The 25,082-nt window shown below is 53.0% G+C and carries 20 protein-coding genes; 7 read left to right on the forward strand and 13 right to left on the reverse strand.

The features are described 5' to 3' along the window. Positions 1-99 precede the first annotated feature (99 nt). Positions 100-2,211 (forward strand): multicopper oxidase family protein, encoded by a 2,112-nt coding sequence (locus TY10_RS23375; RefSeq protein ID WP_052350730.1) that lies wholly within the window; start codon positions 100-102, stop codon positions 2,209-2,211. Between the two features lie 1,294 nt (positions 2,212-3,505). On the opposite strand, the gene TY10_RS23385 is transcribed toward TY10_RS23375, so the two are convergent. Then, positions 3,506-4,393, reverse strand: a complete 888-nt coding sequence (locus tag TY10_RS23385) for a LysR family transcriptional regulator (protein ID WP_042169055.1) — start codon at positions 4,391-4,393, stop codon at positions 3,506-3,508. 150 nt (positions 4,394-4,543) lie between these two features. Here TY10_RS23385 and dapA point away from each other — a divergent pair, with 150 nt between their 5' ends. After that, the gene (gene dapA, locus TY10_RS23390; RefSeq protein WP_337588382.1) at positions 4,544-5,413 is read left to right on the forward strand and encodes a 4-hydroxy-tetrahydrodipicolinate synthase; all 870 of its coding nucleotides are present in this window, start codon (positions 4,544-4,546) and stop codon (positions 5,411-5,413) included. 249 nt (positions 5,414-5,662) lie between these two features. Further along, entirely contained in the window at positions 5,663-6,643 is a 981-nt protein-coding gene (locus TY10_RS23395) for an aldo/keto reductase (RefSeq protein ID WP_042168997.1), read from the forward strand. Between the two features lie 64 nt (positions 6,644-6,707). Here the strand turns inward: TY10_RS23395 and TY10_RS23400 are convergent, their stop codons facing one another. Further along, complete coding sequence (locus TY10_RS23400; RefSeq protein WP_042169000.1) at positions 6,708-7,613, reverse strand: LysR family transcriptional regulator; 906 nt, start codon at positions 7,611-7,613, stop codon at positions 6,708-6,710. Between the two features lie 227 nt (positions 7,614-7,840). Here TY10_RS23400 and TY10_RS23405 point away from each other — a divergent pair, with 227 nt between their 5' ends. After that, positions 7,841-8,842, forward strand: a complete 1,002-nt coding sequence (locus TY10_RS23405; protein WP_042169060.1) for a YeiH family protein — start codon at positions 7,841-7,843, stop codon at positions 8,840-8,842. Positions 8,843-8,857: 15 nt separating this feature from the next. Here TY10_RS23405 and TY10_RS23410 read toward each other — a convergent pair whose 3' ends face one another. The 4 genes from TY10_RS23410 to TY10_RS23425 form a co-directional block, all read right to left on the reverse strand. Next, positions 8,858-10,831: a GTP-binding protein gene (locus tag TY10_RS23410; protein WP_042169003.1), complete on the reverse strand. Its 1,974-nt coding sequence runs from the start codon at positions 10,829-10,831 to the stop codon at positions 8,858-8,860. A 225-nt stretch (positions 10,832-11,056) separates the two neighbouring features. After that, positions 11,057-11,803 (reverse strand): type I methionyl aminopeptidase, encoded by a 747-nt coding sequence (map, locus tag TY10_RS23415; protein WP_042169006.1) that lies wholly within the window; start codon positions 11,801-11,803, stop codon positions 11,057-11,059. A gap of 182 nt (positions 11,804-11,985) precedes the next feature. Then, positions 11,986-12,408, reverse strand: coding sequence for a zinc ribbon domain-containing protein (locus TY10_RS23420; protein ID WP_042169009.1), 423 nt, complete (start codon positions 12,406-12,408; stop codon positions 11,986-11,988). Between the two features lie 150 nt (positions 12,409-12,558). Beyond that, positions 12,559-12,774 (reverse strand): hypothetical protein, encoded by a 216-nt coding sequence (locus TY10_RS23425; protein ID WP_042169012.1) that lies wholly within the window; start codon positions 12,772-12,774, stop codon positions 12,559-12,561. Between the two features lie 312 nt (positions 12,775-13,086). On the opposite strand from TY10_RS23425, the gene TY10_RS23430 reads away from it, so the two are divergent. From TY10_RS23430 to TY10_RS23435, 3 genes are all read left to right on the forward strand, one after another. Continuing rightward, positions 13,087-13,593, forward strand: a complete 507-nt coding sequence (locus tag TY10_RS23430) for a hypothetical protein (protein ID WP_042169015.1) — start codon at positions 13,087-13,089, stop codon at positions 13,591-13,593. A 226-nt stretch (positions 13,594-13,819) separates the two neighbouring features. Next, positions 13,820-14,548, forward strand: a complete 729-nt coding sequence (locus TY10_RS31860; protein ID WP_238327938.1) for a hypothetical protein — start codon at positions 13,820-13,822, stop codon at positions 14,546-14,548. A 7-nt stretch (positions 14,549-14,555) separates the two neighbouring features. Then, positions 14,556-16,109 (forward strand): ATP-binding protein, encoded by a 1,554-nt coding sequence (locus TY10_RS23435; RefSeq protein WP_238327944.1) that lies wholly within the window; start codon positions 14,556-14,558, stop codon positions 16,107-16,109. Between the two features lie 17 nt (positions 16,110-16,126). On the opposite strand, the gene TY10_RS23440 is transcribed toward TY10_RS23435, so the two are convergent. From TY10_RS23440 to TY10_RS23470, 7 genes are all read right to left on the reverse strand, one after another. Then, positions 16,127-17,008 carry an ABC transporter ATP-binding protein gene (locus TY10_RS23440; protein ID WP_042169019.1) on the reverse strand — a complete coding sequence of 294 codons (882 nt, stop codon included), beginning with the start codon at positions 17,006-17,008 and terminating at the stop codon, positions 16,127-16,129. A 3-nt stretch (positions 17,009-17,011) separates the two neighbouring features. Next, positions 17,012-19,846, reverse strand: a complete 2,835-nt coding sequence (locus tag TY10_RS23445; protein WP_081735455.1) for an ABC transporter permease — start codon at positions 19,844-19,846, stop codon at positions 17,012-17,014. A 75-nt stretch (positions 19,847-19,921) separates the two neighbouring features. Continuing rightward, on the reverse strand, positions 19,922-20,947 hold the full coding sequence (locus TY10_RS23450) for an efflux RND transporter periplasmic adaptor subunit (protein ID WP_042169025.1): 1,026 nt from the start codon (positions 20,945-20,947) through the stop codon (positions 19,922-19,924). Continuing rightward, positions 20,925-21,653 carry an ABC transporter ATP-binding protein gene (locus TY10_RS23455; RefSeq protein ID WP_042169028.1) on the reverse strand — a complete coding sequence of 243 codons (729 nt, stop codon included), beginning with the start codon at positions 21,651-21,653 and terminating at the stop codon, positions 20,925-20,927. Before TY10_RS23455 ends, TY10_RS23450 begins: the two co-directional genes overlap by 23 nt. Positions 21,654-21,729: 76 nt before the next feature. Further along, positions 21,730-22,779: a LacI family DNA-binding transcriptional regulator gene (locus TY10_RS23460; protein ID WP_042169032.1), complete on the reverse strand. Its 1,050-nt coding sequence runs from the start codon at positions 22,777-22,779 to the stop codon at positions 21,730-21,732. 395 nt (positions 22,780-23,174) lie between these two features. Further along, entirely contained in the window at positions 23,175-23,741 is a 567-nt protein-coding gene (locus tag TY10_RS23465; RefSeq protein ID WP_238327946.1) for a CatB-related O-acetyltransferase, read from the reverse strand. Positions 23,742-23,843: 102 nt separating this feature from the next. Next, the gene (locus tag TY10_RS23470; protein ID WP_155986032.1) at positions 23,844-25,019 is read right to left on the reverse strand and encodes a polysaccharide deacetylase family protein; all 1,176 of its coding nucleotides are present in this window, start codon (positions 25,017-25,019) and stop codon (positions 23,844-23,846) included. Positions 25,020-25,082: the final 63 nt, after the last annotated feature.

Consider the following 25,082-nt stretch of genomic DNA (forward strand, 5'->3'; position numbering starts at 1 on the left):
CGTCTTAAGTCCAGTTGCAACCCCATCCTCGGGCTGTGTTAAGCACAGTCTCTACAAGAGTAAAATGGACTAAGCTTATTATACGGGGAGGACACGGTTTTGTATATCACTGCGATGATTATCGCTCAAGTAAGTTTATTCCTGTCCATTATACTGTCATGGATTGCGGGAAACAAAGCATCCACTTTACTATACAGCCGCTCAGAGGAGCATCTAAATCGGAATGCCCGTACTCTTAAAAGATGGGCTATCGTCCTATCCGTGCCTGCCGCCGGGGTTATTGTTGCGGTTATTATGATGCTTGCATCCAGCAAGCCTATATTTTGGGCTGATCGATTGCTCCTGCTTCCGCTTGCCGCCATCCCGCCGTTCATGCTATGGATCATGACCATTCCCCGGCTGCGCCGGATCCGGCAAGCAACAGGCCGCAAGCTGATGAGCCCGCTGGATGTCAGACTCCGGGGGCGGTCGGCACAGCCTGCGGTCGTTCTGCCTTACCAGTTGTCGACGCTCTGCTCCCTGACTGGGTTATATTTGCTTCTGACTTCGACGATGCCATCCAGTTTATTCGGGATTGTCATCCCGCTACTTGTGCTTGCCGTAGCGGCACTTGGGTTATGGATGTCGCATTTGAACCGCAGTTCACGCATAGGTCTCACCGGTATCGAACCGGTGAATCGCCCTTGGAGACGTCTGATGGGCCGTTCGGCCATCGTTTTTGCCGCAGCGGCGATTGCATACTTTCCGTTTCTGTCGCTTAAAAACGACAGCCTGCTTCCCGTCACGCTCGCTATGTCTTCTGGGACCATTGATTATGGCATCGGCTCCAAGACAGTTGCGCACCAGCATGGAGGAGAACCGGCCAGCAATCACGCAACAAAGCCCAAGATATCTGTGGATACCTTAACTGGACCGGTGAATGGGGAGCCGGCTGTGCGATTCACGCTGACAGCCGAAACAAAGACCATTGCGCTTAGCTCCGGCAAAGAAGTAGAGGCCTGGACGTTTAACGGTCAGACCCCCGGCCCAGAACTGCGCGTGCGCCAAGGCCAGCTGGTGGAGGTCACGCTTATCAATAAAAACATCAAAACCGGCGCAACCCTGCATTGGCATGGCTTGGACGTACCCAATGCGGAGGATGGCATAGCTGGCGTTACACAAAATGCTGTCATGCCGGGTGAAAGTTATACTTATCGCTTTGTCGCCAAGCAAGCCGGGACATACTGGTACCACTCCCACCAGGAATCTATGGAAGCCGTGCAGCGAGGCTTGTTCGGCCCCTTAATCGTCGAGCCAGCCAAAGGGCTGCCGGCTGGAACTAAAGATATCAATGTGATCAGCCATATTTGGCAGGGTGCGGGCTTCGCGATCGGCACCAACGACGGAATCGAGCAGATCCGAATCGCACCGGGTACGCCAGTGCGCCTGCGGCTCGTTAATACCGACGACTGGGTACGCCAGTCCTATCGGCTGGTTGGAACTCCATTTCAAGTAGCTGCAATCGATGGAACCGACGTCATTCAGCCAGGCGATTTGAGCAACGTAAGCTTGAAGCTGACTACCGGAGGTCGATATGACGTAACGTTCATCATGCCGGAGACACCCGTTTATTTGGCAGTTGGCGCTGGTAAGGCGGGGGACAAACTCGGCCTGCTCATGAGCGCTAGCGGTGAAGCAGCTGTTCCAGCGCTAAAAAGCAGCTTTCCGCTGACAGCCGAGTTCGATCCTCTTCACTACGGTAAGCCTGCAGAGACGCAGTTTGATGCGAACAGCTCATTTGACCGGGAGTTCAAGCTGGTGTTGGACAACAAACTGGGCTTTTATAATGGTGAGCTTGGCTTTCATTACACGATGAACGGCAAGCTGTTCCCGGACACGCCGATGTTTATGGTGAAGGAAGGCGAACTCGTGAAAATGACGATCGTCAATCGCGGCTCCGTTGACCACCCCATGCATCTGCATGGTCACCATATGCTCGTGCTGTCGCGCAACGGAGTACAGGCAACCGGCAGTCCATGGTGGTCCGACACGCTCGACGTTACGCCAGGGGACGTATTTGAGGTTGGCTTCATCGCCGACAACCCGGGAATATGGATGGACCATTGCCACAACCTGGCGCATGCAGCCGTCGGGATGTCCATGCACCTTATGTATGAGGGAGTTGACTCCCCTTATAAAATCGGCAGCGGCACCGTTAACCGTCCGGAGTAGGCGGGTGATATGATGAAGTTCCGTAACTTTTGAGCTTAAGACCCTTGGAGGGTCTTAAGCTCTTTCTTTTGCCTCGTTGCGAGGCTGTTAAGGCCCCGACAGGGTCTTGTCGGCCTAATTTCACGCGATTTACGGCGGGCGAACGATTAATTTCGCAGGGTTAAGACCCTTAGAGGGACCTAATCTCTTTCTTTTGCCTTGCCGCGTGGCCGCTAAGACCCTGGCAGGGTCTTGTCGGCCTATTTTCACGCGATTTTCGGCGGGTGAACGACTGATTTCGCAGGGTTAAGACCCCCGGAGGGTCTTAACCTCTTTTTTTGCCTTGCCGCGTGGCCGCTAAGGCCCTGACAGGGTCTTAATGGTCTGCTTAAGGTGCCATTGAGCCTTGTTAGTTACAGGGTGCTGATTAGCACTACATGATGCGGAAAGTAAAGAACGAAAAGATCAGCGGTGTTGGTTAGCACCTGCAACGAAGCCGATTCGCTGTTTAGCGAAGCTAAATTCGCTGTAGGACTTGAATCAGCAGCGTGTCGTCTAATTAGCGAAGCAAATTTCGCTTTTCGTGAACCTTGGTTCGCCAACTGCGAAACTTGCTTCGCTCCGCTACCTTAGATGCCTCGCACTACCTCCTGCAACGAAGTTCTCTTCGCTAATTTGCGAAGCTGCTTCGTTGCAGGCCAATCGAGGGGCTGTCAATTACGAAATTCGCTTCGTGTTACAAGCCAATTGGAGGGCTGTGCCATCATTGCGAAGCTGCTTCGTTGCAGGCCAATCGGGGGCTGTCAATTACGAAATTCGCTTCGTGTTGCCAATTGGAGGGCTGTGCCATCATTGCGAAGCTGCTTCGTTGCAGGCCAATGGGGGGCTGTCAATTACGAGATTCACACTTCGTGTTACAAGCCAATTGGAGGGCTGTGCCATCACCGCGAAGCTGCTTCGTTGCAGGCCAATCGGGGGGCTGTGCCATCATTGCGAAGCTGCTTCGTTGCAGCCCCCATCGTAGGCAGCCATCATTGGAACACGCCTCTCTTCGGCGTTGTAAATGCTAACAGGGTGTGGCATCCGAAGCAGCGTAGAGTAAACGAGCACACCCTGACGCAGTACTGTGAGATTAAAGACCGTTAGTCCGCGCCTTTCTTTTTGCCTCCCCACGGGAGGCGCTAAGACCCCGCTGGGTCTTAACGGCCTCATCCCGCCTCCTGCTTGCCATTATCGCACAAGGTTTGACCGCCGACGTGCGACCGAGCCCGCGTGCCGCTATGGCACCGCGCGCGGGCATATCGTGCTGGAGTGATTAGCTTAGTCCCTCTTCGCTGCCTCCCAGCATATCGATGAAGGCCTGAAGCGGAGCGGACATCCATTTTTTCGGATGGATGAGGTGCTGCAGGTCAAAGCGAATGTCCGGGTGTTGGAACGGCAGCGCGACCAGCTTGCCCGCAGCCAACTCACTGGCCACGACCATTTGCGGCAGCAAGGCAATACCCAATCCGTTGACGACACATTGCTTGATCGCCTCCGGATTGCCCAATTCGAACAAGCTGGTAAAAGCTATCTCTCCTTCTCTCAGCACTTTCTCGAACATTCCACGATAGATACAGCTCTCCTCGGATATGATCAGCTCCGCACCATTCAAATCGCTCAGCTCCACCTTCGGGAGAAGCCCAAGAGGATGATTCGGCAGCGCAACGAGCACTAGAGGCTCTTCGCGTACCGCCGTACATAGGAGCGAGGTGTCGGCTGGCTTTACATCCAGCAGAAGACCAATGTCGAACTCGCCTTCTTTTACCTTGCTCACAATATTCGATTCACGCTCCGGTTGAAGCTGGATGTTCAGCCCTGGAAACATCCGCCGCAATCGATGCAAGTACGGAGGCAGAAAATACGCCGCCAAGGAATCGATCGCCCCGATAACGAGCGTTCCTCCTGCAGAACCCGCCACCGTTTCTCGGGACTCGTCGTACAGATCCAGCATCTGCGAGGCCAGCTTCAACAACGCCTCTCCGGGAGGCGTTAGGCGCATATAACGCCCGTACCGTTCAAGGAGAGGCACGCCATAATGCTTTTCCAGCTTCTGAATTTGGACGGTTACGCTCGACTGCGCATACCCGAGCTCCTCTGCCGCCCGGGTAATGCTCCTTCTCCTGGCAACCTCGCGAAACGTATGCAAATAGACGAGATCCAGCATTTTACCCACCTCCATCTACTATTACTATTACGATTATCGATGATAGCCATTACTAAGTATCGATAATGATGATACTCCGATCATGCTACAGTATAGATAATCATTCAAGCCCCATTTTTTCCTATACGTTAAAAGGAGTTGACCATAATGAACGAGCAACAGCTAAAAGGCATTTTCGTCCCGGTCGTCACCCCGTTTCTTCCTAACGGCGAGCTGGATATCCCTTCTTTCGAGCGTTATATCGACAATTTACTGCACCGCGGTGTGAACGGGATCGTAGTAAACGGTACAACTGGCGAGTCTCCGACCGTTACGACAGCAGAGCTTCCCCTCCTAATGGAGGCAGCATTGCGGGCAAGAGGCACCCGTTTGCACATTCCTATTGTACTCGGCACTGGAACCAACGATACCGCCTCCACCGTCAACCGCACCCGGCTGGCTGGAGAGCTTGGCGCTGATGCAGCACTTGTCGTTGTCCCTTACTATAACCGCCCTTCCCAAAAAGGCATTATCGAACACTACCGCCGGGCGGCAGACACTGGCATTCCAGTGATTGCCTACGAAATTCCGCAGCGCACAGGCGTCCGCTCCACGGCTGAGACCATTTTAACTATACTTTCATTAGAAGGCGTCATCGGTTTAAAAGACAGCTCCGGCGGTGTCGCTCTGATGACAGAGCTTGCTCGTCATACAACGAAACCGGTGCTTAGCGGGGAGGACGAGAGTTTTCTCGCGATGCTGGGCAGCGGAGCCCAAGGCGGGATGATGGCATCTGCCAGCGTTCATACCGAATCTTTTCTCGAAGTATATGCACTATTCCAAAACAGTAAGCTGACCGAAGCGAGAGAGGCATTCGGACAACTGCTGCCGCTCGTTCGGCTGCTGTTCCAAGAGCCGAACCCGGCTCCAATTAAATGGCTGCTGGCCGAGCAAGGCCTTATCAACTCAGACGAGGTACGGTTGCCATTGACCGGAATTACTGTTGAGCTAAAAAATCTGCTAACCAAGTGGATTTAGTTCGTTGTTCACGGTTCTCCTTACCGAATACCAGCTAATCACAAACGAAGAGTTGAAGCCTCGTCTGCCTTATATACCCTATGCCAAGTCACTTCACATTTCGTCATCCATGCATCCATTACAAGCCTAGCTGTCTGCCGATCCTAGTCACCCGGGCGCTAGGCTTGCGGTGAATGGTTTTGGTATAATGGGAAAAGAAACCACGACACCAAACAGCCAACTGAATGAAAGCTAAAGGAGTGACACGGCGTGAAATACAATCGACTCGGCAACAGCGGGCTTCATGTATCCGCACTTGGACTTGGCACTAATTCTTTCGGCTCCAGAGCGGATCAGCAGACATCCGAACGCATTATTAACGTTGCACTGGATCAAGGCATCAACTTCATCGATACGGCCAACATCTATTCTGCTACGGCGTCAGAGACGATTATCGGCTCTGTCATTGGGGGCAGACGGAGCGAGGTTGTCCTGGCAACGAAAGCCGGGCTGCCGCGGGGAGACGGTCCCAATGCAAGAGGCTCCTCCCGCTTTCATCTGCAGTCGGAGCTGGAGGGCAGCCTGAAACGGCTGAAAACCGATTATGTCGATCTCTATCAAATTCATACATTCGATCCTTACACACCGCTTGAGGAGACGCTTCGTACGCTGGATGATATGGTTCGCTCCGGCAAAGTCCGCTATATCGGCGCCTCTAACTATGCGGCCTGGGAGCTGATGAAAGCACTTGGCATCAGTGACCATCTCGGTCTTAATCGCTTTGTGTCCATGCAAACGAGCTATTCGCTTGCGGACCGGACACCGGAGCGCGAGCTTGTGCCGCTCTGCCAGGATCAAGGACTTGGCATTATTCCGTACTTCCCGCTCGCCGGAGGCATTCTTACCGGTAAATACGGTACGGACGGCTCCGCGCCAGAGGGCTCCAGAGCACACAAAAACCCTAGCTTCTTAAGCTTTTTCGGCGAACGGAATCTAGAGCTTGGACGCAACGTCAGCACATTAGCGAAGCAGCTGGACAGTACGGCAAGCGCGTTATCGCTGGCTTGGCTCATGCATCAGCCGGTCGTCTCCACCGTCATTGTAGGCGCAACGAGTGCGCCGCAGCTTGAAGACAATCTGCAAAGCGTCTCGCTGGATCTCCAACCGGAAAACCTTAAGGAACTGGATCAAATCAGCCGATCCTTCCGTAATGGCGAGCCCTTCGCGCTGTATCGCCTGCCGCAGGCTTAATTCAAGCCTGAAGCACCGCGCGCAGTTCCAACGCACATTAGGGTATCGAACGAAACGGACTAGCCTATTCCAGCTCAGGCAGCCCCTGATGAGCGCGCAATATTTCTAGAAAAACCTGCAGCGCTTTCGTCTGCAGCTGATCGTCAATCCGAACAAGCGAGAACTCTCTTTCTACAGGCTGGCCCTCCAGGGTCAGCCTATTTAACGTACCCAGCTTAATTTCCTTGCGTACCGCCCAATGAGACAGCAGCGTAATCCCTAAGCCCGCTTCCACCGACTCCTTAATAATCTGCGTGCTGCCAAACTCCATTGTTGCAGGAGATTGCAGCCCGTTGTCACTGAACATTCGCTCCGTAGCCTCACGAGTGCCAGAGCCTTCTTCCCGAACGATCCATGTCTGATCTTGAAGCTGGGCTGCTGTTACATCCTCTGCCTCTCCCAAGGCGGGATGAGCGGAGGAAGCAATAATATACATCCGATCCTTCGCAAAAGGCTCTACATGCAGCCTCCCATTTCCATGTTGTAGCTCACCCTCTACAATGCCGATATCAAGCTGCCTGCCCGCGACCAGCTCGGCAATCTCTTTCGAATTGCTGATCGTAATCGTCGGCTTGATTTCCGGGTAATGACGCTGCAAATAGGCAATGGTATGAGGGAGCGCATATTCGCCAAAAGTATAGCTGGCCCCGATCGCCAAGGTCCCACTTGCCTCATTCATTAGATCATGGACCAGACTCTGCATGCTTGTGTACAATCCGGCAATCTCTTTCCCATGCCGATAGACAATCCTCCCTGCTTCGTTCAGCCGGACATACTTGTTGCTGCGCTCCAGCAGCTTTGTGCCCATCTCGCTCTCCAGCGCTTGAATATGCTGGCTCACTGCAGGCTGCGTCATATGAAGCGCCTCAGCAGCCCTCGTGAAGTTCATCTTCTCCGCAACCGCTATAAATACGAGCATAGATTGATCCAATCCTCGCGCCCCCCAACATTCAAGCATTTATAATAACCATATCATTATTATAACAATTAGAACTATTTATTTTTCTTATGATAGCTATTCAATTAAGCTTAATTCATACCAACGAAACGATAGCCCAACATCATACAACAAGAAGAGGTGAACAGCTCATGCGTACTCTATCTGATAACGCCCTTCCCTATCGTCATGAAAAACAGAACCGCCGCCACTACGGCAATATGCTTCGTCTAAAAGAATGGCTCGGCGGTCTCGCCTTTACCATTATCATTGCCGCGGCCGCTTACGGCCTATCCCTGCTGCCAGGCTTCAACCGGTTAGGCCAGATGGCGCTGGCTATCGGCGTAGCCGTCATTTACCGCCAGCTATTCGGTTATCCCGAGCAATGGCGAAGGGGTATTCAGCTTGCCTCCAAGCAGTTGCTTCGGTTTGCTATCATTTTATTTGGCCTGCGGCTTAACATCGGCACTGTGCTCCAGCAAGGCTGGGGGCTGCTGTTGCAAGCTGCGATCGTCGCCCTCTTCGCGATTGGCCTTACAGTCTGGCTTGCACGGCGGCTGAAAGCCGACTTTTCCCTTTCTCTGCTGCTTGGCATTGGCACTGGCATTTGCGGCGCAGCAGCCATTGCCGCCGTATCGCCTATTCTGAAATCCCGTGACGGCGACACCGCCATCGGAGCTGGTCTCATCGCCCTCATCGGCACCATTACTGCCGTAGGCTATACGCTGCTCCAGCCGCTGCTGCCGCTCAGCGCAGAACAATATGGCGCTTGGGCTGGAATCAGTCTGCATGAGATCGCCCATGTTGCCTTAGCGGCTCAGCCCGCTGGCGAAGACGCTGTTGTCATGGGGCTGCTCGCTAAGCTGGCACGCGTCTTCATGCTTATCCCGCTTAGCTTCGCGCTTATTCTCATCATGAAACGCACAAACAAAGGCAAAGGGAAGGCCGCAGCCAAAATCACGTTCCCTTGGTTTCTGCTTGGCTTTATGGCAATGAGCGCCTTTGGCACCTTTTCCGCCCATACCGCTTTCGCAATTTCCGACTCTGTCTTGAAGCTTCTGGCACAAGCGGCAACCTTCCTTCTGGCGATGGCTATGGTCGGTCTTGGCCTCAACGTTGATCTGAAGGCTGTTCGGGCAAAAGCGCTCCGGCCATTAGCCGCTGTGTCCATTACGACAGTACTCCTATCGGCGGGCACGCTGCTTGTCCAATTATTCCTCTAAGCAAAAGACTAGCGGCTATCCCTGCAATGCCTTGCGCACGCTCAAAATATATTTGGACTGGTCGAGCGGATTGACACCTCTGCGCACCCTTTCGGCTTCCACATCCGCAGGACATTCCTCATACCCGGCGAAAAAAGTAGCCATCGTCCCCCTGCCCTTCGTCAGCGAATTCAGTTCCACTGAATAGGACAGCGAGGTAGCCGCAGGCACCCTGCCCTCTATAAGCATACGGTCACCTTGCAATACAGGCGCGTCAAAGCTTCCTCGCATCATCGACAGATCGTTCATCACGCGCCCGCCGTTTTCTTCCGGTACGACGATCCGAAAATGCAGCACAGGCTCAAGCAGCTTAGTCCCGACAGAGGCAAGACCGTTCATAATGCCCATAGGGGTGGCTACCGCAAAATCAAGCGGATGCGTATGCCATACATGATGCTGGCCTTCGATTAGCGTCACCTTCAGATCGACGACTTCCCAGCCGCGGAGTCCCTGCTGCAGCGCCTCTGGAACCCGGCGTGCCACCTCATTCTGGTATTGCGGCAGCAAATCTTCAGATCTTACAAATGCTTCGTACTTTACACCGCTGCCTCGCTCCCCCGGCTCCAAGCGGAACCGCAATATGGCCCAGCATGGCTTCGGCATCAAATAAGCGACGTAGCCCTCTCCCGCTTGACGCGGTGTTTCCTTATAAATGATCGACGGCTGTCCGAACCGCACATCCAGACCGTAACGGGCAGCAAGCACCGTCGTTAAAATTTCCAGCTGGATCGGTCCCATTACCTTCACATGCAGCTCCCGTTCATCCTGCAGCCACTGGACGTCGAGCAGCGGATCTTCATCGGACAGCTCCTGCAGCGCGCTCACCACTGCCGGATATTGCTGCTCATCCGGCCAATGCGCCTGTACGGTCAACAGCGGCACGGCCAGCCGCACCTCCTCCGGCACCGCGTCTGCCACACCCAGTATGTCGCCGATCCGCACATGTGACATCCCGCATACCGCAGCAATATCTCCCGCCTCCAGCTGGCCTAGATCCTCCGAACGGCCGCCTTCGACTTTGCGGATTTGCGTTACCTTTTCGTCGACGTTTTGCGTGGCGTTGCGAACCACATCGCGATTGCTCATCGCCCCGTCGTAGAGGCGGACATACGCCATCCGTCCCATCGTTTTGTCCCGTTCGATCTTGAACACAATGCCGGACAAAGGCGCGTTCCGGTCACCGCCCGGCTCCGGCAAATAATGCAGAATCGCATCCAGCAGAGCCTCGATCCCGATCCCCTTGCCCGACGCGCCATACAAGACGGGGAATAGCTTGCTTTGTCTCGATAGCACCGCCGCCTGCTCCTTCCATTCCGCAAGCGGCATATCTTCCCCTGCAACATAGCGAAGCAGCAGCTCTTCATCGCGTTCGGCGACCGCTTCTATAAGCGCTGTCCGCTCCAACTCAGATACAGTCCATAAATCTGCGCTGCCCGCAAACTGCTGCTCGCTGCCCAGCGGCTGCTGCATCTCGACCGCATCCCTCGTCAAATAGCTGTGAATGCTATGCAGCACCGCTTCGCGGTCTGTGCCGATCCGGTCCATTTTATTCACATAGATGACGGTCGGAATCCGCAGCTTGCGCAGCGCGTTCCAGATCATTTCCGTCTGTGCCTGCACGCCCTCCACCGCGGACACGATGAGCACCGCCCCGTCCATCACCCGCAGAGAGCGCTCCACCTCGGACAGAAAGTCGACATGCCCCGGGGTATCGACGATGTTAATGCTTGCGCCTTTCCAGGTGCAGGAAGTGGTCGCAGCACGGACCGAAATACCGCGCTCCCGCTCGACCTCCATCCAATCTGTCAGCGCCGTCCCCGCATCGACGCTGCCAAGCGCCCGCGTTCGCCCGCTCAAATAGAGCATATGCTCCGTCGTTGTCGTCTTGCCCGCGTCCACATGCGCAAATATGCCCACGTTGCGCCGGCTTGCCCTGCCTTGTTCCGTCATGCTCCTGCTCCCCTGTTCGTCCGCCCGTCCCCTTCGCCCAACATTTGCACCGCCTTGTCTGGCGTTCAGCAATGCGGAATGAATGCGCTTGCTTGATTGTACCGATAGCGTAACTCGCTCCGCCCATTCCCGTCAAACCGATAGCATCGCCAAAAAAACCGCCACACGGCCAACGATCGGTCTTTCCGATCATTTACAAAGCCGTGAGGCGGTTTTTCTTCCTTCTTATTGAGCGGTCAGAATAATCGGACCGTCTGCTGTAATTGCAATTGTATGCTCGTATTGCGCCGAAAGCTTGCCGTCTCTCGTCCGCGCGGTCCAACCGTCCGAATCGATCTTCGTCAAGTAGGTGCCAACGTTAAGCATCGGCTCGATCGTGAACACCATTCCTTCTTTAATGCGCGGGCCTTTGTTCGGCGGACCGTAATGCGGAACCTGCGGGTCCTCATGCATCACTTGCCCGATGCCGTGACCGATGAAATCGCGTACGACGGAGAAGCCTTCCGACTCCGCATAGACTTGAATCGCATGCGATACATCGCCAATCCGGTTGCCTGCAACGGCTTGCTCAATGCCCTTGTACAGCGATTCCTTCGTTACGCGCAGAAGGCGGTCTGCCTCCTCCGACACTTCGCCGACGGCGTAAGACCAAGCGGAGTCCGCCAGCCAGCCGTTCAGGTTCACGACCATATCAATCGTAACGATGTCACCGGCGTTCAGCTTCTCCTTCCTCGGAAAGCCGTGGCAAATGACATCGTTCACCGACGCGCACGTCGCGTAAGGGTAACCTTTGTAGCCCTTTTGCTCTGGCGTAGCGCCATGCTGCTTCAGCAGCTTTTCTACAAACTGGTCGATTTCATGGGATGTAATGCCCGGCTCAATCAGGTTGGCGATTTGACGGTGGCATTCCGCCAATATTTTTCCCGCTTCATGCATCCGGTTAATTTCTGCAGCTGTCTTTATCGTAATCATCTGGTGGTTCTCCTTCTTCTTAAACAAACTTATCTGTTCTTATATTTATTAAAGAGCATACATCAGCGACAAGCCTGCTTGCAACCCGCATCGGTGACAGCTCGTTTATTCTAACGGTTTGCCGCACGCGGACAAAAGTTCTTCCCTATAACGGTTTGCCGCACGCGGACAATATTTCATCCCTATAACGGTTTGCCGCATTGCGGACAATATTCATAGTCCGCCGATGCCAGACGGTTTCCGCAATAGGGACAAAATTTCTTGATGCCATCCGGTGCTGCTGAGGCGAGCGAATCCCGGCCTTCCTTGGAGCCCTTACGATAATAGCGATCAAGCGGATCAGACTCCTCGTCGGCATCAACGATATCGACGATCGACATTCGGTTTTTTCCCGTCGCATTCTTATAATGAACAACTGCCTGGAATATTCCCGTTATGACGAAAACAACGCCAAACAACGGAAAAATGATGCCGACCAGCGGAAACGGTGCATCTCTCGTTATTGAAAACGCGATAATCGTCCATAAAATTCCGAAAATAACGGAGCCAATACTGCCTGCCGCCCCCATAGCAGATGGACCTCTGCCCGGTTTAATGCTTTTCATGCCAGCCGCCTCCTAGTATTAGGTTTTGATATATATACGGCTTAGCGCGTTACATTTCTCTTTTTTCCTTGAACTGTATAGAATAACGCAACTAATCCCCTTCAGATCGAAGGGGACGGTTAATATTACTATTTAAAATGACCGCAATCATTATTCCGTTTCTCCCTCAGATGCTTCGTCAGCTGCCGCTGCCGATTCTTCTTCCGCAACCGCTGCTTCTTCAGCAGCTGCTTCCGCTTCTTCCTCTACTGCTTCGGCTTCCTCAGCCTCAACAGCTTCTTCTACAACTTCTTCAGCCGCAGCTTCTTCAACTGCTGCTTCAACTACCTCTTCTACCGCTTGTACAACTTCTTCCTCTTGGCTCATCGTTATCACCTCCTAGTCTTGATTACTTATAATTGTAGCGCTTTCAAAGCAGATAACAAGAGGTGTAAATTGTCGGAATGTAAGAGCTTTTGCCTAATGAACCCTCTTATTTGTAAATTGCGGAAGCTCCCTCTTTCATTAGACACTAAGAGGCTTTTTTCGACACCCTCAAAGCTAGACTTTAGTCTAGTTCATGGAATACCCAGAGGACGAGGACAGCGCCAAGACGGCTATGTTATGCTTAATTCAACAGCAGAACAGCACGATGAAAAACAACAATGCAAACTAATGAAGCAAAGGAGTCTACCTCGCATGACTAAAAGGACGATACTCGGTCCCGTACTTATTTTGTTTGGCGCCTATCTTTTCCTCAATCAAGGCACTTCCTTCGGTCCAGGAAATCTATTCGCTTATTTCTGGCCCACAATGTTCGTCATTCCGCTTGGCTTGTTCTTCCACTGGATGTACTTCTCGATGACGGGCCGCAAAGGCGTCGGCATGCTCATTCCAGGCGGCATACTGTTCATGGCCGGCTTCGTCTCCCAGATCGCCATGCTCTTCGATAACTGGAAGTACATGTGGCCGGGCTACATTCTGGCCGTAGCAGTGGGACTCTTCGAATTTTATTGGTTCGGCAATCGCAACAAATGGCTGCTCATCCCGATCAACATTCTAACGGTGCTCTCGCTCCTGTTCTTCGCCGTATTCTCGCTTGGCGCATTCCTGAACAGTATGACGCATCTCCGGCCGTTTATGGCTATCGCATTCGTCGCAATCGGAGCTCTTATCCTCATCGTTCGCAATCGAAAAGAGGAATAATTCTCTGCAAAATAAAGCCGCCTACCGGTTTTATCTCACAAGGAAGCGCATCCAGCAGGCTATTTTGCCGCAGGATGCGCTTCTTTGCGCTTTATCAATTTTAGACCGATTGGATCATTCTATCGAACCTGCCTATAAATTACCCTTACAACAAGGATTTCCAGCCTTTGACGTCAAATAAAATGAAGAAGCGATCACGAACATGAACATCCGGGAGGGAAGACTTTTGTCGATCAAAGCTAAGCTAGCATGGTTTATCTCTATAACGGTAACCGTCGTTCTGCTTCTCAATATATCTATCTACTATTTCAACTCCAAGGTCGAGCTGCAATCGAATGCCGAGCAGCAGATGCTCGTCATCGCTAAGCAAATCGGACAATCGATGGATACAGCCCAGCAATCCCGGCGCCTAATCGAGAGCAGTCTGGGCGAGAAGCTCCGCCTGGCAGCGATTGCCGCTCAAAACCAGCTTGATCCGGATATCGCCAATGTCAGCAACGAACAGCTCGAGACGCTCAGCAAACAGCTCGGCGTCGATGACATTACGCTATGGGTAAGGACCAGGGATGATATCGTTGCGGCAAAATCATCCGATCCGGCAGAGCTCAACATCAGCTCGAAAACCTGGGGGTATTGGTATACCGCATTCAACCAGCTGTTTGACCTTAAGCCTGTCTCGATAAAAGAAGGACAAAAGCTGGGCCACTTCTGGTCTGGCCCTATTAATTATGCAACCTCCAACCCTTCACGCGTTAATAAATGGGGCAGCTATTATGACGGTACGACAAATTATATGATCAATCCGTTTATCAACGCCGACGTCTTTTTGAAATTTGAACAGACAAGCGGCAGTGAAGCGATCGCAGCTCAGGTGCTGAAGGACAATTCTTCGATTCTTGAAGTGACCGGCTTCAATACCGATTTCGTCGGCAAAAAAGCCGATTATCAAAATTAAAAAGGGAATGCCTATATACAACCTTGACGTTCGCAGCGTTATTTTCGGCAATAACGACTTTATCGGCCGCCACGACAATGAGAATATTTTGCTGGCTGAATCTACTGGGGGAGTCGTGACGGCGAGAGACCATATCAACGGGCGAGAGGTATTGAAAAGCTTCGTTCCCATTGTCGGCCAAAGCACGACTGTCATTGGCATTACCTTTGATCTAGGCACGATTCAGAATACGCTTCTTCGCCAGTTATCTGTGCAAGCGATGATTTCGCTTGGGCTGATCTTGTTCACGGCAGCTGCCAGCTCTTTTTTGGCCGCCTTCATTATCCGCTCGTTGAACCAGATTTTAAGCAAGGTCAATGAAATTGCGCAAGGCAATTTCGGCGTGCAGGTGGCGGTGACCAGCAGCGACGAGCTTGGCCTGCTCGCTTCGCGGGTCAACACGATGAGCCATAATCTGCAAACCTACACGACGCAGCTCAAAGACGCTACCGAGGAAATCCGCCATACGAAGCAGTACTTGGAATCATTCGTCAACCATACCTCAGATGCCATCCATGTATCGGATTTATCGGGCTATCTCATTCAGATTAACAAAGCGTTCGAGACCATCTATGGCTGGAGTGAGCCGGAAGCACTGGGAAGGAGGCTGGACAATGTCCCGGAAGAATATCACGAGGAGTTTCAGAAGGTGCTTGATATTGTGAAAAATGGCGGCTCCATCACAGACCAGGAAACCGTCCGTTATAGTAAAAACGGCAACCCCATCGATGTGAGTCTGACGATCTCGCCAATTCGGAATGAATCCGGAGACATCGTTGCGATCGCCACTATTTCCCGGAATATAACGGCGAGAAAGCATACGGAAGAAGTGCTGCGCCGCTCGGAAAAGCTCTCCGTCGTCGGACAGCTTGCAGCGGGCGTCGCCCACGAGGTACGCAATCCGCTAACGACGCTGCGGGGCTTCGTCCAATTGCTGCAGCAGAACGAGAAGCTGACCCCGGCCTACTTCGACATTATGCTGGCGGAGCTTGACCGGATCAACTTTATCGTCAGCGAATTTCTTGTCGTCGCCAAGCCGCAGGCTGTCCATTTTCAATTGATCAATGTCCGCGATACACTGCGCGATATCGTCATGCTGCTTGACTCCGAAGCCAATTTCAACAATGTTCAGCTTGTCACCTATCTGGACGAGCAAGTTCCGCTCGTGATGGGCGAAGTCAATCAGTTGAAGCAAGTGTTTCTGAATGTCATGAAGAACGGCATTGAGTCCATGCCAAGCGGCGGAGAATTGACGATCGAGCTGCGTTACGCACCGCCTGAAGGCATTCTCATTCGGATTACAGACCAAGGCAGCGGTATTGCCGAGCCGGATTTGAGCCGGCTGTGCGAGCCTTTCTTCACCCGCAAAGAAGAAGGCACAGGACTTGGGCTGATGGTGAGTCAGCAAATTATCGACAACCATAAAGGCAGCATGAATTTCAAAAGCCAGCTGGATGTCGGAACCATTGTCGAAATCAAATTGCCGCTGCCGCCAGCGGCGACAACGGCAATCGAGAAATAGGCTTTACTAGCCAGCAGTCAGGCATCCTCCGGAGGCGACAGCACAATACGCCCGTTCTCCATCTCTACCCGCACTTTACGTTTATCTTTGAAGCCGGCCGTTTCCAGGTAGCCCGCAGGCACCTGGAGGCGGCCGGCTTTGTCGAGAACGGCATACTCCACATGCGTCTCCCTGGCTGCCGCTTCATCTTCAGCCATCGCCTCCAGTTCAGACAAGTACGAACCTTTCCGCAGCATTTCGGATGAGATCTTGCCATCGCGAATCGCCACCACCCGATCCACCTTGCGCGCAAGCTCAGGATCATGCGTAACGATAACGACAGTTAGGCCAAGCGTCCGGTTGAGCTCCCGGAACAGCTCCAAAATTTGCGTCGCCATCCGGCTGTCTACCGAGCCTGTCGGCTCATCGGCCAACAGCAAGCGCGGCTGGTTGGCCAGCGCAATAGCGATTGCAACCCGCTGCTGCTCGCCGCCCGACAGCTGCTGCAGCTTATTATGGGCGCGGTGGCTAAGGCCAACCGCCTCCAGCAGCTCACGCGCCCGCTCCTTCTTGCGGCGCCCCTGCAGCAGAATCGGCAGCTCGACATTTTGCTGCGCTGTCAGATAAGGAATGAGATTACGTCCGTTGTTCTGCCACACAAAGCCGACGCTTTCCCGCTTATAGCGGACGTAATCGCGCTCGCTGAATTTGAGCAAATCCTTGCCGTCCACGAAGAGGCTGCCGGCAGTAGGGCGGTCGAGCCCTCCCAGCATATTGAGCAGCGTCGACTTGCCGCTGCCGCTGTTGCCGATAATCGCCATCAGCTCTCCGGCCTCTATATGAAGATCCAGACCCTGAAGCGCGAACACTTCCAGATCCGCCGCTTTGTAAATTTTGACCAGTCCTTCGCAGTGAATCAATGGTTAGTCCTCCCCCAGCTTAATGGCCTGATGTATTTTCAACCGAGACAGCATGACACCCAGAATAAACAGCCCGATAAGCAGCATGACACCGACGAAAATATAAATCCGGATGGAGTCGGTAGGGTCTACCGTTACGATAAACGGCGGTACAAGCGTCTTGGCATCGAACGCATTCTGGAACACTGGAACAAACAGCCGGCTTGTAATATAGCCGGTTAACAGGCCGATGCCAACAGCTGCACCGGACGTCAGAAGCTGCTCGACGGTCAGCATGCCCAGAAGCTGGCGCAGTGACAATCCCATAGCTCGCATAATACCGTTTTGCAGCATCCTTCCGCGCAGCACGAGCAGCCAATAGAGCAGGAAGCCCACAAAGCTGATCCCTAACGAGATTAGGAAACCTAACGTTAGCGCTCCGTTCACCGCCATTAGAAACGGATCGCTCTTCGCCTTGTTTATCGCTTCTCCCGTATTATCAATCGTCGTCAAAGACAGCTTGCTGTTCTCGATGCTACGATACAAGTCGCTCACTGATGCCTCCGGCTTCAGCTTGAGCCATACTTCATAAGGTTCCATAGAGAGCACGGTCTGAATTTGCTGACGATGACCCACAATCAGCATTGGAGGCTCGCTATTTCCATCCGCTACCGGACTGAATGTCGGGAAATAGTCTACGATGGCATAGACGACAAATGGCTGCTGATTAACACCCTCCCAGCCGATATAGATCGTGTCGCCCTGCTTCAAGCCTCTTTTGTCAGCCAGCGTCTTGGAAATAAGCACCGCATTCGGCGCCGGTGCCAGCACGTTCAAGTACTCATAGAACGGATACGGCAGCAAGCCGTTCCGAAACCAGGACGTCATGCCGAACTCATCGGTGTCGATCCCCATCAGCCTTGCGGTTCCGCTGCCTCCATTGCTGGAAAAAGCAGCTTTTTGCTTAATAAATACTCTTGCCGTATGTTCCACGCCTTCCAATTTCGTGTAAGGCTCGAATGGAGGCTCTACATAATGAATCACTTCCGGCACTGGCGCAGACGATTGCCCAGCGCCCATCATGCCGCCCCCCTGATCGGAAGGCTTGTCGTTAGGCCACTGTGCCCGCAGGATGACATCCGCACCGGCTGCATAGTGGACCCGGTCCTCACTGTTGCTGTTGATCGTTCTTGCTGCGCTCGCGCTGAACATGCCTGTGGCGATTGTCATCATCAGAAATATCATCAGAAACTGATAACCGGTACTGGAGCGTCCGACTTGAATTAGCGTGGCATAGATCGAAGGAGGCCACCATTTCTTCCCCGACCAATAGACCAGCCGCAGAAAATAAGGGTAGATCCGCAGCAGCAGCATGCCGCCGCCCAGAATGAACAACGCAGGAACCGCGAACTGCAGCGGATCTATATGCAAGTCACTTCCGGTCAAGCCTAGCGTTTGGAGCGACTTCATGCGCGTATGGAACACTCTTAACCCATATAGCGCAATAGCCAGTGCAATGACATCCAGAAACAGCTTATGCCAAAAAGGCGTCCCTCCCATACGGGCCATCTGCTGCTTATGACCGACAATTGTCGCCCTGGTCGCCTGCAGCGCCGGCAGCAGCATAATAGCGAATACAGCTAATGCCGTAATTATCGCATACGTATAGACTTCACTGTTCAGATGAACGCGGATGCCGGTTCGTTGAACGAAGGACATAAAGCCGTTGGAGGAGCCCAGTACCCTAGTGAGAAACAAACCTAGCGGCGGACCTGCCGCAACCGCCAGCATGCTGAGCAGGCCATATTCCGCCATATAGGACAACATGATCTGCAAGCGTGAAGCACCCCGGCTGCGAATGACGGCGATTTCCGTCCGCTGCCGGTTCGTAATAAGATTGGATACCATAAAGACGTATAAAGCGAGCATAGCCAGCACCGGCACGTTCAGCGACCACATCAGAATACGCAAGCTGCTGGAGCGCTCGAAATAAGCGTCGATGACATTCAAATACTTGGCATCCATAGCGTAGTTGTAGCTTGTTTCTACGAGTTGTTTCAGCTGCGCTGCCGCATGCAAATATTGATCGACCGTGCGCAGCTCCAGCTTGGAGTAGTCTGGCACCAAATACCAGCCGCTGGCTCCCGTCTGTAGTCTCTTCGTATTAAGCAAGTCATTCTCCAGCAGTTCCCGGTCAATGAGTACGGAGCTTGTATAAGTGCCCAAATCTGTCGATTGGAAAAATAGATCGTCATCATTAAGCTTCGTAAATACGCCTACCGGCTTGATCTTAATCGTATCCGATATCGTCTTGTCCTCCAACGTAAACTCTGCACCCAGCACAGCGCGCAGATTGTTCAGACCTTTCTCGGTTACAAGCACCTCGTAAACGCCATTGACCGGCTTCTTCTCCGGCATCCGCCCGTCAACAAGCTTAATATGCTGTTCCAGCCCTTCAACACCAACCAGCTTGGAACGAATGTCCGACGTTTTCTTGCTCGACTGCTGCTGCCTGCCGTCAGGCTTCATCGTATACGTCAGTGATTGCACATCGTATGTCGATGCGAGCAATGGAACGGGCATAGACGGAATAACCTGCTTGCGGACGAAGCTGTCATTGGCGTTCTTCTGCCGCAGCCTTCCGTCCGCATCGCTGGACGAGTAGACGAAACGGGCTGACAGCGTGCCTGGATAGGTAGTGCTATTGCCCTGCGAGCTCTCCAGCTCTTTAATCAGCATGCGAGAGAGAATCGCTTCTGTATACATCGGAATGCTGGATACGAGGCCAACCGTAATAATAAGCCCCATCAGCAGACTGGCCTCCAGCCACTTGTTTTGCGTCATTTTGCGAAAAATCATGGACAACAAAGCCACCTGCAAGCCTCCGCTCCTGTCAAATGAATTGCTTCTCAGACGTGGGACTGTGGAATAACGTCAATTCAGTACGAGCGTTTGCCCTTCATCCAAGCCTTTCGTAATTTCGACCATCGTCGTAGAGATTAATCCCGTCTCTACATCGATTTCCCGCAGCGCTTTATTATCGAGCACACGGACGAAAGTACGCCCCATGTAAGTACGGAGGCCGCTCTTCGGAATGACCAGCGTATCCTTATGCTCAGTCAGCACGATGACCAAATCACCGCTCATGCCCAGCTTCGCCCCCTCAGGGAGCTTGTCTATGTCTACGTAGAGTGTTTTTTTGTACTTTTCGGCCAGACCTTCGTTCGTCGTCTCCGGCGCAGTGGATGGCGTCTGCACGACCTTGCCCAGCGTCTTTGTCTTGCTGGTAGAGATCTCGGCTTTCATCCCGACCGAGGCTTCACGGATAAGAGCCGTATCCGAAGATTGATAAGAAAAGCGTAATTTATCCGGATTAACCACGGTTACGAGCGTTTGGTAAGGCTGAACCGTATCGCCCGGCTCCAGATCCTCGACGAAAACAACGAGACCACCCATCGAAGCGCGCAGCTCGCTGCGTGAAATGGTTCCTTGGAGCTTGTCATACTTCAGCTTCTCGATATCCAGCTGCAGCTCGGCAAGACGCATCGCATCGGGGTCATCCGCATTTCGCTTCAACTGCTTCAGCGCATATTCCGCTTTCTGAAGCGCTAGCTTCTGCTCCAAAAGCTGCAGATCCATTCCATCTACTCCGAGCTTTAACAGCAAATCACCTTTCTTCACCGTATCGCCGGACTTTACGTTAACCTTCTCAACACGCCCGCCCTGCGAGACGAATTGCGCATTATCGGTTTCCGTCGACTCGAAAAAACCGGCACCCCGAATTTCGGTGCGGATATCGCCTTTCTCAACGAGTGCAGTGGAGTAATTCTGTTCCGCCGGCTTGACGAGCGGCGGCTTGATGGGCGCTTCCTCCTTCGGGAGCAGCGAGCAGCCGGATAACAGAGACAGGCTTGTGAGCAGCGCGAGCGCTGCTCGTCTAGAGTTTTGCAGCTTGAACAATGATTCCATCCTCCAATTCATACACCTCGTCGACAACCTCCATAATGGCCGGGTCGTGCGTGGTCATAATGACGGTCATTCCAGCTTCCTTAACGAGCCCCCTGAGCACGCTGAGAATATGCAAGCCCGTTCGGCTATCCAGCTCCGCTGTGGGCTCATCCGCCAGCAGCAGCTTCGGCTTGTGCGCAATGGCCCGTGCAATTGCGGTCCGCTGCTGCTCCCCGCCAGACATCTCAAAGGGCCGATGGTGCATGCGCGGCTTAAGGCCAACGAAATCCAGCGCTTGTTCCGCTGCCTCTTTCCTTCCGCTTGCAGCGACGCCCGCAATCCGCATCGCGAACTCGACGTTCTCGTAAGCCGACATTAGCGGGAACAAGGCAAAGGATTGGAAGATAAGCCCCATTCGTCTGCGCCGCACTTCACCGCGCGCCTTGTCGGACAGTTCGTTTAGTGCCTGTCCATCGAAACGGACGCTTCCCTCAGTTGGAGTATCCAGCGCCGCCAACAGGTTGAGCAGCGTTGTCTTGCCAGAGCCTGAGCGCCCCTTCAATGCGACCAGCTTTCCCGCTTCGATTGAAAGCTCGACGCCCTGAAGCACGGTCGTCGCAGCAGTTCCCCGCCCGAACGTCCGCTTGAGCCCGGACACGCGAAGCAGTGCACTTGTCCCTTCTTCTTGCGGCAACCATAGTTGCGGAGTCCCCGCCATTTCATCAGCCCCCGTCGTCTTTCTTTCCTGGCATGTGTCATACGCTCCTGCTAAGCTCCTGCTGCTGTTACCCATGTCATACTGCGTCTGTCGTTTTATCTGCTGTATTCTCATTCCTGCACGGCGCTGCCGTTCGCCGTCTAATCAACTGCGGCGGCAGACCGTCGAATACGACGCCCTCGTCTCCGTCAATCAGATTCATGAGCAGCTCAACAGCCTGCTCGCCAAGCCGTTCGTAGGGATGGCGGATCGTCGTCAGCGGTGGATTCGTATAAGCGGTAAAAAAAGCGCCGTCATACCCAATGACAGACAGCTCCTCGGGAATGCGTATTCCCGCTTCGCTCATCGCCGCTATAGCGCCCATCGCCATCAAGTCATTCATGCAGAAGATCGCCGTTAGCCCAGGATTGTTGCGCCACAGCTCCAGCACCGCTCTCCCCCCGCTTGCTCCACTGAAGTCGCCGTAAGCCATTGGCACAGCTTGCTTCGAATGGCCGGTACTCTGCTCGTAACCGTCCAGAAATCCCAAGTAGCGGTCTCTACATATGCGAAGCGGCTCCGGACCGCTCACAATACCGATTCGCAAATGTCCAAGCTCCCCAAGATAAGCGCCAACCTGCTGGCCGCCGAGACGATCACCGCCGGTAAAGGTTGAGCAGCGACGGCCGTATGCGCCGCCGAAATTGACGCAAGGCATTTCCAGTTCCAGCGCTTCCTGGAGCATCGGATGATCCTTGCCAAAGGCCGGCAGCACGATGATGCCTGAAAGATTGCGCAAGGCAACCCACTTCTCCAGCTTACCGGGCTCGTAATCAAAGAACGGTACCGAGAAAACAAGCACATCCTTGCCAAGGAGCCGGAGCGCCTTATGCATAGGAGGGAACAGCTCCGCAAACTCCGGTGTCGCCTCGAAATCGAACTCCGGCGCAAACACGCCGATAAAGTTGCTTCGTTTGCCGGCAAGCTGCTGTGCGCCGAGATCCGGCACATAGCCGAGCTCTCGTGCTTTCTGCTGTACGCGTTCAACCGTCCTCGGGTGCACGCCGTAGCTTCCGTTCAGCGCGCGGGATACGGTGCTGACTGCCAGCTGCAGCTCTAACGCAATGTTCTTGATTGTTGGTCTCATAGCAGCCCTCCATGTCCATGGAAAAATCCGGCGGCAGCCGGTCAGTTTAACAGACTAGCTATGCACAAAATAAAAACTGTAAGCGTTTGCACGAATTGCAATCTTTGCCTGCTCCGATTCGGCTTTTATGCAGCTTTTACAATGTCATATGCAGACGAAAAGCTTCAGCCATCTTAGGGGATTCTCCTGCACAGCGGGCTTACGCTGCTGGTGCCCCATGATAGCTTCCTCCCTTTTTCGGAAACGTTTGCTAAAATATCTACTCAGATACTACAACAACAAGAAAATATTGTAAATGTCTTTTTTGCAAACGTTTCCGATACGAATTCTCTTTGTCTATCACAGAGATGCTAGAACAAAAAACCGCCGTAAAAGAACCACGGCGGCTGGAAAGCTTATTTCCCTATCGATTTCGCATAGCGGAACAATCCGAAAAAATCATTCGACATGAGCAGCGGAATAGCCGGCTCAATCTGATGCGGCTCCCAGTCCCACCATTGAATACGCATCAGGCCATCGATGATATTTTGCGGGAAACGATACTTGACGACACGAGCCGGATTGCCGGCCGCAATCGCATAAGGAGGGATATCCTTGGTGACGACCGAGCCTGTGCCAATACACGCACCGTGTCCTACGGTTACGCCGGACATGATGGTGGAGCAGATGCCAATCCATACATCATGCCCAATGAGGACATTGCCTTTAGACCAGGTAACGCCCTGCGTGTGACCGTGCTCAGGCATAAATGCACTGAACGGATAAGTCGTTCCCCAATCATAACGATGATTGCCTCCCAGCATAATCGTCGTACCGCCGATGGAACAAAATTTTCCAATGACGACTGTATTGGTGGAGCTATAAGACAATACGACCGGCGTACCGTAAGTGTAGGGGCCGATATACGTATTCCCATTCAAAAATCTTGGCGGATGAATCGCCAGCAGCGACTCCATTCCCATTGCATCACTTCCCTATCGGTATTCCTTCTCTTGCACGCTACTCTACCTCTACCTTGTAGAATATTCAGAGAAGAAACGAAAGGGACTAGGCCGCTCCCCTTACTATGCTCCCAGCGACACCAGCTTTTTCTTATTATCCCAATGGACTTCAATATGATAGCTGTTGCAAAATTCCCGCAGCGGAATCATCAGACCTTCCCCCTCTTTCGCAGACCGTACACCTGTAAAAGCGGCTTCTTCTCCGTCTATGCGAATTCCGACCGCTCCCTCTGCAATTGCAGGTTTGCCCGCGCGTTTCAGCTTATCTATTAATTGCTCTGCTGTCTCACCATCCTGCGCTCCGTTAATGCGGAAGCCATTGACCTGCCCGGCAGTATTCAGCCCTTCCTTCACCGTGAACGAAAGCTCAATTCCGAGCGGTTCCAGCTCCTTCAGCACTTCCTCGTTGAACGCGCCATATGGAAATGCCAATACGCCACGCTCATTCCCCAGTTCTTCCTTCAAGCGTTTCTCAGCTAACGCCAAATCGTCGACAATTCGCTTACGATAGACCTCATCCGTTTCTGTCCCTCCGATCGCTTGATTATAAAGCCGGACAGTCATCAGCGGTTTGTTTCCTCCAGCCGCATTAGCTTCCCCGTAGTGATGCAAATCGTAGGTATGACTGTAGAACGACATGCCCGACTTCTGCATCTCTCTCATCTGATCCCAGCTTAACTTCGCCAAGCCTGTGCGATTATCGATAGCTGACACGATTACAAAATTCACAGCAGGGTACTCGTACTTCTGCAGCACCGGATATGCGACCTTGTAAAAACTCTCATAGCCGTCGTCGAACGTCAGCAGCACGGCATTATCCGGCACTGCTCCTTCATTTTTTATAAAATCCGTATATTGCCCGATGTCGATGACCTGAAAGCCGTTTTCCTTCAGCAGCGCCATTTGACTCTCAAACCGTTCGCTCGAAAGCTGCTTCGTGCCCGGCGCCGGCTCTGTTCCGATATCATGGTACATTAATACAGCAACCTTGTTGGAGTAATAGCTCGAACTGTTGCCCGTCTCTGTGGTTGGAATTACCGCTTCAATCTTCTTCTGAAAATGCTCCTCGATAAAAGCGGAAGATACCAGCATTTGTCCGTTTTTCATCGTAACAGCGGGCGGCTCTGTCAGCTTCACGCCATTGATGACAAAGCCTACTTCTGTTGACGGACTGGATGTCTGCTGGCATGCGCCCAGAAGAACAGTTAACAACACTAGTAATAAACGAGTTTTAAACAAAATAAAGCCCCCTCTATTTCTTATCGATAGGGATAAGTATAGAAGAGGCTTCTTAACGCCTGA

Source organism: Paenibacillus gorillae, from assembly GCF_000513275.1.
Lineage (GTDB): Bacteria > Bacillota > Bacilli > Paenibacillales > Paenibacillaceae > Pristimantibacillus > Pristimantibacillus gorillae.

Bases quoted from the DNA above. Each gene is read 5' to 3' on its own strand.
- TY10_RS23445 (WP_081735455.1), bottom strand. From the start codon at position 19,846: ATGATTTTTCGCAAAATGACGCAAAACAAGTGGCTGGAGGCCAGTCTG.
- TY10_RS23420 (WP_042169009.1), bottom strand. From the start codon at position 12,408: ATGAAAAGCATTAAACCGGGCAGAGGTCCATCTGCTATGGGGGCGGCA.
- TY10_RS23430 (WP_042169015.1), top strand. From the start codon at position 13,087: ATGACTAAAAGGACGATACTCGGTCCCGTACTTATTTTGTTTGGCGCC.
- TY10_RS23435 (WP_238327944.1), top strand. From the start codon at position 14,556: ATGCCTATATACAACCTTGACGTTCGCAGCGTTATTTTCGGCAATAAC.
- TY10_RS23425 (WP_042169012.1), bottom strand. From the start codon at position 12,774: ATGAGCCAAGAGGAAGAAGTTGTACAAGCGGTAGAAGAGGTAGTTGAA.
- TY10_RS23405 (WP_042169060.1), top strand. From the start codon at position 7,841: ATGCTTCGTCTAAAAGAATGGCTCGGCGGTCTCGCCTTTACCATTATC.
- dapA (WP_337588382.1), top strand. From the start codon at position 4,544: ATGAACGAGCAACAGCTAAAAGGCATTTTCGTCCCGGTCGTCACCCCG.
- TY10_RS23465 (WP_238327946.1), bottom strand. From the start codon at position 23,741: ATGGGAATGGAGTCGCTGCTGGCGATTCATCCGCCAAGATTTTTGAAT.
- map (WP_042169006.1), bottom strand. From the start codon at position 11,803: ATGATTACGATAAAGACAGCTGCAGAAATTAACCGGATGCATGAAGCG.
- TY10_RS23410 (WP_042169003.1), bottom strand. From the start codon at position 10,831: ATGACGGAACAAGGCAGGGCAAGCCGGCGCAACGTGGGCATATTTGCG.
- TY10_RS23455 (WP_042169028.1), bottom strand. From the start codon at position 21,653: ATGGCGGGGACTCCGCAACTATGGTTGCCGCAAGAAGAAGGGACAAGT.
- TY10_RS23460 (WP_042169032.1), bottom strand. From the start codon at position 22,779: ATGAGACCAACAATCAAGAACATTGCGTTAGAGCTGCAGCTGGCAGTC.